This is a genomic window from Flavobacterium sp. NKUCC04_CG (assembly GCF_019345525.1).
Classification (GTDB): Bacteria; Bacteroidota; Bacteroidia; order Flavobacteriales; family Flavobacteriaceae; genus Flavobacterium.
This window is the reverse complement of sequence record NZ_JAHKRA010000013.1, coordinates 1-13,195: the sequence shown is the minus strand read 5'-3', so window position 1 is coordinate 13,195 and position 13,195 is coordinate 1. Positions and strand designations below refer to the sequence as shown.

Annotated in this window: 11 protein-coding genes; 8 read left to right on the top strand and 3 right to left on the bottom strand. The window is 37.9% G+C overall.

Going from position 1 to position 13,195, the window contains the following annotated elements; translation table 11 throughout:
• The first annotated feature begins 35 nt into the window (after positions 1 to 35).
• The 4 genes from KO524_RS10955 to KO524_RS10940 all read left to right on the top strand — a co-directional run bounded on the left by KO524_RS10955 (position 36) and on the right by KO524_RS10940 (position 3,529).
• Positions 36 to 881 carry a substrate-binding domain-containing protein gene (locus KO524_RS10955; RefSeq protein WP_219293987.1) on the top strand — a complete coding sequence of 282 codons (846 nt, stop codon included), beginning with the start codon at positions 36 to 38 and terminating at the stop codon, positions 879 to 881.
• 10 nt (positions 882 to 891) lie between these two features.
• Positions 892 to 1,824: a transglutaminase domain-containing protein gene (locus KO524_RS10950; RefSeq protein ID WP_219293984.1), complete on the top strand. Its 933-nt coding sequence runs from the start codon at positions 892 to 894 to the stop codon at positions 1,822 to 1,824.
• Positions 1,825 to 1,833: 9 nt separating this feature from the next.
• Positions 1,834 to 2,220 (top strand): DUF423 domain-containing protein, encoded by a 387-nt coding sequence (locus KO524_RS10945; protein WP_219293982.1) that lies wholly within the window; start codon positions 1,834 to 1,836, stop codon positions 2,218 to 2,220.
• A gap of 184 nt (positions 2,221 to 2,404) precedes the next feature.
• Positions 2,405 to 3,529, top strand: a complete 1,125-nt coding sequence (locus KO524_RS10940; protein ID WP_219293980.1) for a TlpA disulfide reductase family protein — start codon at positions 2,405 to 2,407, stop codon at positions 3,527 to 3,529.
• A gap of 102 nt (positions 3,530 to 3,631) precedes the next feature.
• Here the strand turns inward: KO524_RS10940 and ung are convergent, their stop codons facing one another.
• Positions 3,632 to 4,297 carry a uracil-DNA glycosylase gene (ung, locus tag KO524_RS10935; protein ID WP_219293978.1) on the bottom strand — a complete coding sequence of 222 codons (666 nt, stop codon included), beginning with the start codon at positions 4,295 to 4,297 and terminating at the stop codon, positions 3,632 to 3,634.
• A gap of 225 nt (positions 4,298 to 4,522) precedes the next feature.
• Here ung and KO524_RS10930 point away from each other — a divergent pair, with 225 nt between their 5' ends.
• From KO524_RS10930 to pheT, 3 genes are all read left to right on the top strand, one after another.
• Positions 4,523 to 6,700, top strand: a complete 2,178-nt coding sequence (locus KO524_RS10930; protein ID WP_219293976.1) for a DNA mismatch repair protein MutS — start codon at positions 4,523 to 4,525, stop codon at positions 6,698 to 6,700.
• 1 nt (position 6,701) lies between these two features.
• Positions 6,702 to 7,115 carry a thiol-disulfide oxidoreductase DCC family protein gene (locus KO524_RS10925; RefSeq protein WP_219293974.1) on the top strand — a complete coding sequence of 138 codons (414 nt, stop codon included), beginning with the start codon at positions 6,702 to 6,704 and terminating at the stop codon, positions 7,113 to 7,115.
• A gap of 190 nt (positions 7,116 to 7,305) precedes the next feature.
• Positions 7,306 to 9,738 (top strand): phenylalanine--tRNA ligase subunit beta, encoded by a 2,433-nt coding sequence (pheT, locus tag KO524_RS10920; protein ID WP_219293972.1) that lies wholly within the window; start codon positions 7,306 to 7,308, stop codon positions 9,736 to 9,738.
• 187 nt (positions 9,739 to 9,925) lie between these two features.
• Here the strand turns inward: pheT and glyA are convergent, their stop codons facing one another.
• Positions 9,926 to 11,200, bottom strand: coding sequence for a serine hydroxymethyltransferase (gene glyA, locus KO524_RS10915; protein ID WP_219293970.1), 1,275 nt, complete (start codon positions 11,198 to 11,200; stop codon positions 9,926 to 9,928).
• Positions 11,201 to 11,313: 113 nt separating this feature from the next.
• Here glyA and fahA point away from each other — a divergent pair, with 113 nt between their 5' ends.
• Positions 11,314 to 12,597: a fumarylacetoacetase gene (gene fahA / locus KO524_RS10910; RefSeq protein ID WP_219293968.1), complete on the top strand. Its 1,284-nt coding sequence runs from the start codon at positions 11,314 to 11,316 to the stop codon at positions 12,595 to 12,597.
• A gap of 57 nt (positions 12,598 to 12,654) precedes the next feature.
• Here fahA and ytxJ read toward each other — a convergent pair whose 3' ends face one another.
• Positions 12,655 to 12,996: a bacillithiol system redox-active protein YtxJ gene (gene ytxJ / locus KO524_RS10905; protein WP_219293966.1), complete on the bottom strand. Its 342-nt coding sequence runs from the start codon at positions 12,994 to 12,996 to the stop codon at positions 12,655 to 12,657.
• Between the last annotated feature and the right edge of the window lie 199 nt (positions 12,997 to 13,195).

Below are 13,195 nucleotides of genomic sequence, written 5' to 3'. Positions count from 1 at the left end.
TTGCAATTCCTATCTTAGCAGTTAAAATATCAGAGATGAAAACAGTGAGGATTGCAGGAGTACCGGAACACTTTAATCTGCCTTGGCATTTGGCCATTGACAGTGGTGATTTTGACGCTGTCGATTTAAATTTAACCTGGACTGATGTACCCGAGGGCACAGGAAAAATGTGCCAGATGCTACGAGAAGACACCACTGATCTTGCCGTGATTCTAACCGAAGGTATTTTAAAAGATATCGCCTCAGGCAACCCCTCCACCATTGTACAAGAATACGTAAGTTCACCGTTGCTATGGGGAATACATGTAGCTCATGCTTCTCCTTATAAAGACCTAGCCGATTTAAAAGGCAAAACTGCCGCAATTAGCAGACTGGGTTCAGGCTCCCATCTGATGGCGTTAGTAAATGCCAAACAGCAAAATTGGAATTCTGAAGTCCCTTTGCAAATTGTCAACACCATCGATGGTGCTGTTACAGCATTATCCGAAGGAACCGCAGACTATTTTATGTGGGAGCGCTTTATGACACAACCCTTAGTCGATCAAGGAATTTTTAGACGGATTGGATCATGTCCAACACCGTGGCCCTCATTCGTTATTGTTTGCCGCAATGAATACCTAGAAAAAAATCGCGCTGTAATAGAACAAATACTGGAAATCATCAACATTACTACAGAAGAATTTAAGCAAATACCGAGTATAGACCGTACCTTAGCTTCCAAATTCAACCAAAAGACAACAGATATACAACAGTGGCTTGAGCTGACAAAATGGTCGCAGAAACCACTAGACCAGGCCGCCTTTGATGCTGTTCAACAAGAGCTTTTGTCCTTAAATTTGATTGATAAAACTATTAACTACCACCAAGCCGTAAAGTCATAAGCGCGAGTCGATGAGCGAAATTAAAGAATCCCAATATAAGAAAATCATTTCTAAGCTTACCATACCTAAGCCTTGGGACTCTATTATTATACTCGTACTTAACGTACTAGTAATCATACCTGTATTTATAATTATTCACCAGAACATTATAGATCCAGACTGGCCCTACCATATCGATAGAATATTGTTATTTATCGCTCTGGTATTGCTATTTCAATTGCTGTTGCGTTTACTCAAAACTTTTCTATTTGTTTGCGTTTTTATTTATATCGCATTTTTAGTTTGGGGCACCTTATTTCAAGGCTATGGCTTTACCGCGGTTTATGACGATTATCGCGCCATGATTTATTCCATGTCTGATAGTCCAAACCCCCAAGACGTTATTATTTCTAAATTATTGCCGTTTCCCAACAAATCGAAAATCATCAATGCCGTTGAATACAACAACCCCAAGGTTCGAAATTTTGCCTTACTAGCCACTACCAAACACTTTACCAATATAAAAGGACACAGTGAATACCGTCAAATCATACAGTGTTTTGCTATTTTTAAAGAGATTCGCAACCGATGGAATTATGTAAATGACCCTAAAGGCAGAGAATATATCGCTACAGCATCGGAATCGTTACAACACTTTTCTGGTGATTGCGACGACCACGCTATCTTGATGTCTGCTTTAATACAGGCGATCGGTGGTACACCCAGAATAATACATACCAAAGAACACCTGTATCCCGAGATGTTAATAGGAACTAAAGCCGACTTAGAAAACATCAATTACCTGATAAAAGAGGTTCTTTTTAAAGAAGAGAGTCGCGGTAAAGAAATCCATTATCACATTGACGAACGCGGGCAAATATGGCTTAACCTAGATTATACCGCTCGATATCCCGGTGGTCCCTTTATGTCTGAAGAAATACTCGGAGCCTTAACTTTAAACTAAAATATATACATGAACGAAACAGCCCTACTATTTGGAAGTATCTTTGGCGGAACTGCCGTTATATTTGGTGCCTTTGGCGCCCATTTTTTAAAGAAACGCTTTAATAAAGAACAACTCGCCAATTTTGAAACCGGTGTTAGATACCAAATGTATCACGCCCTAGCCCTTTTAGCTATAGGCCTATCGAGTTTACCCCCAAACGACTACTTAATCAATGCCGTTCGATTTTTTATCATAGGCACATTACTCTTTTCATTCAGTATATACGGACTCACTATCAGTAGTGCAATGAAAAGCAAAATCAAGATTTTAGGCCCAATAACACCCATAGGAGGATTATTCTTAGTTGCGGGGTGGTCTATGATTTTGATTTTTTTTATCTCCATAAAACCGTAATAAAACAGCTCCATTTTAATTTACCAAAGAATTGGATCATAAATTAACAATTTATTAATTAGGGTTCTAGATTTTTCGGTATATTTGTATTGGCGTATTCATTTGTTTTTACGAACACAAAAAACAACTAATACATTGAAAATCAATTAAATCAACCTAATTAAGAATAAATTAATCAACACAAATGAAAAAAATCTTTTCTCTAGTCGGTGCCCTAGCACTTATGGCTTCATGTAACAACACACCAACGGATAGTTTCACTATTAGTGGTAATGTAAAAGGCATCGAAGATGGAACAAAAGTTTACTTAAAAAAACAAACCGAATTGGACGTAGTATCTGTTGATTCAACAGAAGTAAAAAACGGAAAATTTGAAATTAAAGGAAAAGCAGGTGAGACTGAAATTTCTTATATCGCTTTTGGAAAAGAAGGAAATTTAGGCCTTCCATTTATTCTTGAAAACGGAGATATCAAAGTAGATTTCAATAAAGATGATTTAGAGAATTCTAAAGTTACCGGTACAAAAAACAACGATTACTTTGTAACTTTCAACAAAGAAGCTGGTGTTTTACAGAAAAAAGTAGTTGAATTCCAACAACAAAATCAAATGTTGATTATGGAAGCTCAACAAAGCAATAACGAAAAAGTATTGGATTCACTTTATGGTATCAATGAAAAATATACTAATGAATTAAAAAACTATACATTATCATTTGTTGAAAAAACTCCAGATGCGTTTATCTCTATTTTGATTTTGAATCAAATGACTCAAGGAAGCAGTATAGAGCCAGCAAAATCTCAAGCGTTATTCGACAAAATGCCTAAAGAAATAAAAGAATCTAAACAAGGTAAAGAATTGGCTGAATTGTTGGCTAAGGTTGGAAAAGTAAGCGTTGGGAAAAAAGCTCCTGATTTTTCTGCTCCAAACCCTGAAGGTAAAATGGTTAGCTTAAAAGAAAGTTTAGGAAAAGTAACTATTGTTGATTTCTGGGCTTCATGGTGTGGTCCGTGTAGAGTGGAAAACCCTAATGTGGTTAAATTGTACAACAAATTTCACGAAAAAGGTCTTAACATTATCGGAGTATCTTTAGACAAAGACGGAGACAAATGGAAAGAAGCAATCGCAAAAGACGGATTAACTTGGGCTCAAGTATCTAATCTTCAATTCTGGCAAGATCCTATTGCTGCAGATTATTCTGTAAAAGCAATTCCTGCCACGTTTATCTTAGATGAAAACGGAGTTATCGTAGCGAGAGATTTAAGAGGCGAAGAATTAGAAGCTAAAGTTGCTGAGTTATTGGCAAAATAAATTTTACTCGTATAAAAACGCAAAAAGGAGTTCCTATCGGAACTCCTTTTTGCGTTTTAAATATAGTCAGTTCTATGTATATTATTTGATTTATAAAAAAACTTACCATTCCACCGCTGCTCTACCCGATTTTTTTAACAGTTCGTTCGTTTGACTAAAATGCTTGTTCCCAAACCAATACCCTCTATTAGCACTCAATGGCGAAGGATGACCTGCAGTGAGTACAAAATGCTTATCTCTGTCTATTTTCCTCCCTTTTTGAATGGCATAATTACCCCACAACAAAAAGACCACTCCCGTACAATGCTCTGATATATATTCAATTACCGCATCAGTAAATGTTTCCCAACCCCGTTTTTGATGACTCCCTGCCTTGCTTTCTTCTACCGTTAAGGTTGCATTTAACATCAAAACACCTTGATTGGCCCAACGTTCCAAATTGCCGGATATCGGCAAGGGCTCGCCTAAATCACTTTCTAATTCTTTAAAAATATTTACCAAAGAAGGAGGAAAACGCACCCCATCGTTAACCGAAAAACACAAACCGTTTGCTTGACCGAATCCGTGATATGGATCCTGTCCCAATAATACTACTTTGACCTCTTCTGGGGCTACGGCATCAAAAGCAGCAAAGATTTGTTGTTCAGGTGGAAAACAGCGCTTTAAACCGTATTCATCCGCCACGAATTGCAACAGTGATTGGTAATAATTCTGTTGTTGCTGTTGGTCAAAAAAATCTTTCCATGTAATAGGGCTTTCCAATGTCATCGCTACTCGATCGTTTTATAATTAAGGTACTATACCGCTACTACTTCACGGCTGTATCGATTTGGAATCGAAAGAATCGCACTTAAAGTTAGTCGTTCTTTGATTTGCAACAAATATAGAAATTTTCACTATTATTTTCTCTTTCTTATGCCATTGAGTATAGAAATAGCCCTTGATAACTCGCAAAATAGTGGTAATTTTGTTCTTTATTACGAGAACTATTCTATGACATCCATACAAACGAAAACGCTTCAAGATTTAGAATTCCAGACAGTACTCCAAACCATATCCGAACTTTGCGTAACGATAATGGGAAAAGAAAAAGCCCTAGAGGTTGTTCCGTTCAAAACTTCGGAACAAACCATCGAAGGTCTTTTGCAAACCTCTGAATATTTGTCCTCTTTCACGAATAATAATGTGATTCCCAATCATTATTTTGACGAAATCCATTATGAACTAAAGTTTTTAGCCATTGAAGACAGTTACCTCGATGTAAGCAGTTTTAAAAAAATCGCAACTTTGGTTGAAACGACGTTAACCCTGCTCGCTTTTTTAAATAAATTTCAGGAATACTATCCTACTTTACAAGCACAAACTACTGACTTAGAAATCAACAAACAGATTTCAAAAGAAATTGATGCTGTATTAGATAAATATGGAGAAGTCAAAGACAATGCTTCGCTAAATTTGCAAGAAATACGCAAGCAAATCAACGGTATCCGCGGTAAAATTAATCAGAGTTTTGTTGCCGCCTTAAGCAGCAGTAACAGTGCGGGCTATTTGGATGATATTCGCGAATCTGTGGTTGACAACAAACGCGTATTGGCCGTAATTGCGATGTACCGTAAAAAAGTTAAGGGAAGTGTATTGGGACAATCCAAAACCGGAAGTATTGTCTATATAGAACCGGAAGCAACCTTGCGATATTCACGTGAATTGAACAATCTAGAATTTGAAGAACGCGAAGAGGTTATGCGTATTTTAAAACGCCTAACCAATGTTATCCGCCCTTTTCAATACCTAATTTCCGATTATCAGGACTTTTTAACGCATATCGATTTGATTGCGGGAAAAGCCAAATACGCAGAGAAAATAAACGGAATTAAACCGCATATTACCGAAGAGCGTCGGGTGTATTTCAGAGATGCTTACCATCCGGTTTTATTGCTTAACAATAAAAAGAAAAAGAAGCCGACCTATCCCCAAACGATAGAGCTGGAACAAAACAGTAGAATTATAGTTATTTCTGGTCCGAACGCCGGAGGAAAGAGTATTACCTTAAAAACGGTAGGTTTATTGCAATTGATGCTGCAGTGCGGTCTATTAATACCGGTACACGAACGCAGCGAAACCTTTATTTTTGACCGTATACTAACCGATATAGGCGACAATCAATCGATAGAGAATCATTTGAGCACCTATAGTTATCGTTTAAAAAACATGAATTATTTTTTAAAGAAGTGCAACGACAAAACCCTCTTTTTAATCGATGAGTTTGGAACAGGTTCCGATCCCGAACTCGGTGGTGCCTTGGCCGAAACTTTTTTAGAGGAGTTTTATGAACGCGAAGCTTTTGGAATCATTACCACCCACTATACCAATTTAAAGATATTGGCTAACGAATTGCCGTTTGCCACAAATGCCAATATGTTGTTTGACGAAAAAACCTTAGAACCGCTATACAAGCTACATGTGGGTCAGGCAGGAAGTTCCTTTACTTTTGAAGTCGCTCAAAAGAACGGCATTCCCTACAGCTTAATCAATCGAGCAAAGAAAAAAATTGAGGGCGACAAAGTGCGTTTTGACAAAACGATAGCCAACCTCCAAAAAGAGCGTTCCAAGTTAGAAACCACGTCAAAAAACCTTAAGGAAGAAGAAACTAAAGCACGTGAGGAAAGCAAAAAAATGGAACATATTAATGTTAAAATTCAAGATAAATTGGAACGGTATCAAGAGCTGTTTGACGCCAATCAGCGTTTGATTTATCTCGGTCAAAAAATGGACGATTTATCGGAAAAATATTTCAACAACAAAAGTAAAAAAACGCTTTTTGGCGAACTATTACGTGTGGTAGAAATAGAAAACTCCAAGAGAAAGCCCATACCGGTCAAAGAAAAAAAGGTCAAGGAAAAACAGCAGGAAGTGCTGATTAAAGAGGTCGAACAAAAGGTGGAAAAAATTCGAGTAGAAAAGAAAGAGAAAAAGGAACAAGTAAAACAAGAATTAGCCAATCAGCCTAAAATTACTTTAAAAGTTGGCGACCGCGTAAGAATGATCGACGGCAAAGCCGTAGGAACACTAGACCAAATCGAAAAGAAAAAAGCTACTGTAAATTACGGTATATTTGTATCGAAAGTTGATTTGGATTCTTTAGAATTGGTAGAACGAATGAAAAACAAATAAGATGCTAGACCTCCCCAAAAACAAAAAAATAATACTCTTTGATGGCGTTTGTAATCTGTGTGACAACACGGTACAAAAAGTTATCAAAGCAGATATACACGACCAATTTCGATTTACTCCATTGGATTCTGAAAAGGGTGTGGAAATATTAAATTACATAGGCGTGGAAGCTGGAACTATCGACAGTATTATACTGTATGAGCCGGGCCAAGCCTATTATGTTAAAGCCGAAGCAGCTTTAAAAATAGCGGGTTTTTTAGGTGGAAAATACAGTTTTTTGACATTGCTCAATATCTTTCCTAATGCCCTACTCAATCGCGGATATGATTATATAGCTAAAAACCGCTACCGTTGGTATGGCAAAAAAGACCAATGCATGATTCCGACTGCAGAAACATTAAACAAATTTATTTAACACTAGTACATCTATTGATAACAGCCTATCCGAGACAGGACAAAACATATCCCAATAGAAGGTTCATTCTCTTTTAGAACTGTTAATTGCGAACCCGATTTAGGTTTATTTTTTTATCGTTAAATATCTCAAATAATTTCACTTAAAAATTGGCATTGCGTATATTTGCCTACTTATAAAATCGAAACTAATGCATATTTCATACAATTGGTTAAAACAGTTCATTAAGTTAGACATTACCCCAGAAGAAACCTCCGAAATACTAACCGATTTAGGTCTTGAAGTTGAAGGACTTAGCCGTTACGAAAGTCTTAAAGGAGGCCTACAAGGTGTAGTAGTTGGACATGTTTTATCTTGTGACGCCCACCCGAATGCAGACAAATTGCGAATTACCAAAGTAGATATCGGAACGGATACGCCGTTACAAATCGTATGTGGTGCTCCGAATGTGGCGGCAGGACAGAAAGTCCCTGTAGCTACTATTGGCACGGTACTAACCGATGGTGAAGGCAATGCTTTTACCATTAAGAAAGGCAAGATTCGCGGCGAGGAAAGTTTTGGAATGATTTGTTCTGAAGAAGAATTGGGCTTGGGTCAAGGGCATGATGGTATCTTGGTATTAGATAATAAATGGGAAGCTGGAACTACAGCGGCTACGCTTTTTAATATTGTGACCGATGATGTTTTTGAAATTGGATTAACACCCAATCGTTCCGATGCAATGAGTCATTGGGGAGTTGCACGTGATTTAAGAGCCGGTTTGCTACAAAATCCCGCCTACACCCATAACAATGAAATCATTACCCCATCTGTAAGTAAATTTAAGGTGGAGAAACGTACGTTAAAAATGGATGTAGTCATCGAAAATGCTAAAAAAGTACCTCGTTATTGTGGGGTAACTATTTCAGACATCGATGTTAAACCCTCTCCTGAATGGTTGCAAAACAGATTAAAATCAATTGGAATTACTCCAAAAAACAATATAGTAGACGTTACCAATTATGTTTTACACGATTTGGGACAGCCGCTACACGCTTTTGACATTGCAAAAATAAAAGGTTTAAAAATCAAGGTAAAGAACGTTGAAGCAGGAACAAAATTCACGACTTTAGACGGTGTTGAACGCATTTTACACGAAGACGATTTAATGATTTGCGACGAAACCGGACCGATGTGTTTGGCAGGCGTTTTTGGTGGACTTAAATCGGCTGTGTCGGAAAATACCACTTCTATCTTTTTAGAAAGTGCCTATTTCGACCCGATTGTCGTTCGTAAAGCAGCAAAAAGACACGGACTAAACACCGATTCTTCTTTCCGTTTCGAACGTGGAATTGACCCTTCTATAACCGAATATGCCTTAAAACACGCTGCCCTTCTAATCCAAGAAGTAGCTGGAGGGGAAATCACTTCGGATATTATCGATTTTTATCCAAAGAAAATAGAAGATCATTCTGTATTCTTAAATTTCAATAATGTCACTAAAATTTTAGGCGAAGAAATCTCCAAAGAAACCATCAAGAAAATTTTGGTTTCTCTCGATATTAAAGTCAACAGCATGAACGACTTGGGTCTGGGAATCCTGATTCCGGCCTATAGAGTTGATGTACATCGCGAAATTGACGTTATAGAGGAAATTTTAAGGGTATATGGATACAACAACATCAAAATACCTTCTAAGCTTAACGCTACGATTTCTAACACCTCTAAAACAGACGATTTCAAGGTTCAAAACATTTGCGCTAATCAATTGGTTTCTCAAGGATTCCACGAGATTATGAACAATTCTTTGACCACACCGGCTTATACCGAACTTACGGCAGATTTAAAATCGGCCTATCAAGTAGATATACTTAATCCTTTGAGCACCGAACTCTCTGTAATGAGACAAACGCTGTTGTTTGGTGGATTGGAAACCATATCATATAATATCAACAGAAAACAATCGGATTTAAAATTGTTTGAATTTGGAAAAAGCTACCTAAAACTTCCTTCAGGATATGAAGAGTCAAAACATTTGGCCCTTTTCTATACGGGAAACAATGCTGCTGAAAACTGGAATACCACTCAAAAACCGTCTGACTTCTTTGAATTCAAAGGATACATCAACAGTCTATTAGAGCGTTTGGGAATCAATCACTCCCATACTCAACCTGTAGAAAATGATGTGTTTTCAGAAGGAATTTCACTTTATCTCGGTACAGAACTGATCGTGGAATTGGGTATTTTGAAAAAAGCACTTTTAAAGAGTTTTGACATCAAACAAGAAGTGTGTTATGCCGATTTCAAATGGGATGCTGTTTTAAAAATGCTTACTACAAAGATTAAATTTAACGATATCACTAAATTTCCAGTGGTACGTAGGGATTTAGCTTTATTAGTCAGCAATAACGTATCGTTTGAAGCCATCTACAACTTGGTCAAACAAGTGGATAAGAACTTGATCCAGGAAGTGAGTTTATTCGACGTCTATCAAGGCGATAAATTACCCGAAGGCAAGAAGTCTTATGCCATCAAAATCAAGTTACAAGACGTCAACAAAACCCTGACCGATGTACAAATCGATAAGATCATGGGGAAAATACAAAAACAATTGGAAACGGAACTCGATGCCCAATTGAGATAAAAAATGAAAGCGGTCTTTGACCGCTTTTTTTATAGCTATTATCCTCTGCGTTAAGGACAGCAGCGGCATCCTTTTGATGAGCGGCAGCGATTCAAAAGATATAGCGAATGGCCTGACCCGAAGGGAAACGCCAAAAAAAAACAGCTCCAATACTGGAGCTGCTCATATTACTTATTTTAAATGGGGTTTAGTACACGAACATCGCGCGTTCTCCCATCATATCATTTACTTCTTCTGCAACCGCTTCAATCACATCCTCGTCGGTATGATTGGTCAAAACGCGGTCAATCAATTCCACTATGGTTACCATATCTGCTTCTACCAATCCTCTTGTAGTTACTGCAGGAGTTCCGATACGGATTCCAGAAGTTACAAACGGTGATTTATCGTCAAATGGAACCATGTTTTTATTTACAGTGATTTCCGCTTTTACCAAGGCTTGCTCTGCATCTTTACCACTGATGTTTTTGTTTCTCAAATCGATCAACATCATGTGGTTGTCTGTACCACCAGAGATAATATCATATCCTTTAGCAACAAATGCGGCTGCCATAGCTTTGGCATTTTTTTGTACTTGTAACATATATTCAAAAAACTCATCAGAAAGCGCCTCTCCAAATGCTACAGCTTTAGCAGCTATAATATGCATTAAAGGACCTCCTTGATTTCCTGGAAAAACAGCGCTATCTAAAAGTGACGACATCATTCTCACTTCGCCCTTTGGTGTTTTCAATCCGAATGGGTTTTCAAAATCTTTCCCCATCATGATCATTCCTCCACGAGGTCCACGAAGTGTTTTATGCGTTGTTGTAGTTATAATATGACAATGAGGCACTGGGTCATTCATCAGTCCCTTAGCAATCAATCCTGCCGGGTGAGCGATGTCTGCCATTAAAATAGCACCTACGCTGTCTGCAATAACTCTAAAACGCTCAAAGTCCATATCACGAGAATAGGCTGAAGCACCTGCAATAATCATTTTCGGTTGTTCTCTCGTAGCTATCTCCTGAATTTTATCGTAGTTTAAAACTCCTGTTTCTTGATCAACACCATAAAATACAGGCTGATACAATCTACCGGAAAAGTTTACCGATGAACCGTGGGTTAAATGCCCTCCGTGAGAAAGGTCAAATCCCAATATTTTATCTCCGGGTTTTAAACAAGCAAAATACACTGCTGTATTGGCCTGTGAACCTGAATGGGGTTGTACGTTTACATATGCTGCTCCAAACAAAGCTTTAGCCCTATCAATCGCGATCTGCTCAATCACATCGACAACTTCGCAACCTCCATAATAGCGTTTATTGGGATAACCCTCAGCGTATTTGTTGGTCAATACTGATCCAGCGGCTTCCATTACTTGCTCACTTACAAAGTTTTCCGACGCAATTAATTCCAATCCGTGTATTTGTCTGTCTTGTTCTTCAAGAATCAGTTCAAAAATTTGTGTATCGTTTTGCATTTTATTTGTTTACGTTAAAATGATTTCAAAAATACGAAAAACGTTTGTTAATTACACGCTTAATTATATATTTGATCTACTTATAAAACCAAAATCATTTAAAAATTGTAACTATGATAATAACTGCTAATGACCCGAAGAGAAAGTCTTGGTTAGAAGTTGCGCCAGATTGCGACTTCCCCATTCAGAATCTTCCCTTTGGAGTTTTTATAACCAAAGAAGATGTTATCACTATTGGTACTCGAATTGGAAAGTTTGCCATTGATATGAATGCTTTACACCAATTGGGGTATTTTGAAGGAATCGATTTGACAGACGATCTTTTTATGCAAGACACCTTAAACGATTTTATTTCGGCAGGAAAGAAAACATGGAGAGCGGTACGCAATCGCTTGTCCGAAATATTCGACACCAACAACACCACACTTAGAGACAATACCAAACACCGCGATATTGTCATTTTCAACATAGCTGATATCGAAATGCAATTACCGGTTTTAATCGGTGATTATACCGATTTTTATTCCAGTAAAGAACACGCTACCAATGTGGGTATGATGTTTAGAGACCCTGCTAATGCATTATTGCCCAACTGGCTTCACATTCCTGTAGGTTATCACGGTAGAAGTTCCACCATAGTACCATCAGGTGTTCCAGTACGCAGACCTTTAGGACAAACCTTACCCAAAGGAGCGTCACAACCGGTTTTCGGTCCCTCAAAACGAGTGGATTTTGAATTGGAAACGGCTTTTATAACTACAGATGCCAATGTTATGGGCGAAAATATTCCCATTGCAGAAGCAGAAGAGTACATTTTCGGTATGGTGCTTTTAAACGATTGGAGCGCTCGAGATATACAAACCTGGGAATATGTGCCTTTAGGTCCGTTTCTCGCCAAAAACTTTGCCTCTTCAATTTCGCCTTGGATCGTCACTATGGACGCGCTAGAACCCTATAGAACAACCAGTCCGAAACAAGATCCAAAGCCATTTCCGTATTTACAACAAGACAACAATCGCACTTTTGATATTAATTTAGAAGTATATATAAAACCTGAAAACAGCGAAGCAACACGGGTTACGGTTTCAAATTTTAAATATTTATATTGGACGATGAGTCAACAATTGGCACACCACACCATTAACGGTTGTCGTATTAATTCAGGTGATTTAATGGGATCAGGAACCATTTCCGGTTCCACTCCAGAGAGTTTTGGTTCGTTGTTAGAATTGACTTGGGCTGGACAAAATCCAATTGCCATGACCGACGGTTCACAGCGTACTTTTATAGAGGACAACGATACCGTAATCATGAAAGGGTATTGTCAAAACGGCGAAGTTCGCATTGGTTTTGGAGAAGTTTCTAGTCAACTACTAGCCAATACACTCAGTATATAAAAATTATTAAATAAAAAAGCTCCGAATTCGGAGCTTTTTTATTTAAAACCAGCTGCTTTACAGTTTGGCATTAACCGCTTTAAACACGGTATCTGCATCAATATCACTGTGAGATGCGTGATAAATTACCTCGTTTTTATAGATTGCAATCAACTGAGGCGACTGATGTTCTACTTTATAGACTTCCGCTATTTTGTTTGATATAGCTCTATAGGCAATAAGATCCAAAAAATAGGTTAACACCATTTCTTGCTCTTGGTAGCTATTCTCAAAATTCTTTAATACCGTTTTACTTATATAACACTTAGTACTGTGCTTAAATATCAATACAGGTGCTTGCTCTGACAGCAATGCTAACTCCTTCAATTGACCTTCAGATTCTAGTTGTATCCATTTCATAGTTATCGCTTTTAAACAAAGTTAGGCTTTTTTTTGCAAATTTCTCTATAAGCCTATTTGCACATACGCCCTAACACGTAAAAAGGGTTCAGCCTATCAGCCTATCAGCCTATCAGCCTATCAGCCTATCAGCCTATCAGCCTATCAGCCTATCAGCCTATCAGCCTATCAGCATATCAGCATATCAGCATATCAGCAT

What these genes read in the sequence shown, in the direction of transcription:
- pheT (WP_219293972.1), top strand. Translation starts at nt 7,306, where the DNA reads ATGCATATTTCATACAATTGGTTAAAACAGTTCATTAAGTTAGACATT.
- fahA (WP_219293968.1), top strand. Translation starts at nt 11,314, where the DNA reads ATGATAATAACTGCTAATGACCCGAAGAGAAAGTCTTGGTTAGAAGTT.
- KO524_RS10925 (WP_219293974.1), top strand. Translation starts at nt 6,702, where the DNA reads ATGCTAGACCTCCCCAAAAACAAAAAAATAATACTCTTTGATGGCGTT.
- KO524_RS10955 (WP_219293987.1), top strand. Translation starts at nt 36, where the DNA reads ATGAAAACAGTGAGGATTGCAGGAGTACCGGAACACTTTAATCTGCCT.
- ytxJ (WP_219293966.1), bottom strand. Translation starts at nt 12,996, where the DNA reads ATGAAATGGATACAACTAGAATCTGAAGGTCAATTGAAGGAGTTAGCA.
- KO524_RS10945 (WP_219293982.1), top strand. Translation starts at nt 1,834, where the DNA reads ATGAACGAAACAGCCCTACTATTTGGAAGTATCTTTGGCGGAACTGCC.
- KO524_RS10940 (WP_219293980.1), top strand. Translation starts at nt 2,405, where the DNA reads ATGAAAAAAATCTTTTCTCTAGTCGGTGCCCTAGCACTTATGGCTTCA.
- glyA (WP_219293970.1), bottom strand. Translation starts at nt 11,200, where the DNA reads ATGCAAAACGATACACAAATTTTTGAACTGATTCTTGAAGAACAAGAC.
- ung (WP_219293978.1), bottom strand. Translation starts at nt 4,297, where the DNA reads ATGACATTGGAAAGCCCTATTACATGGAAAGATTTTTTTGACCAACAG.
- KO524_RS10950 (WP_219293984.1), top strand. Translation starts at nt 892, where the DNA reads ATGAGCGAAATTAAAGAATCCCAATATAAGAAAATCATTTCTAAGCTT.
- KO524_RS10930 (WP_219293976.1), top strand. Translation starts at nt 4,523, where the DNA reads ATGACATCCATACAAACGAAAACGCTTCAAGATTTAGAATTCCAGACA.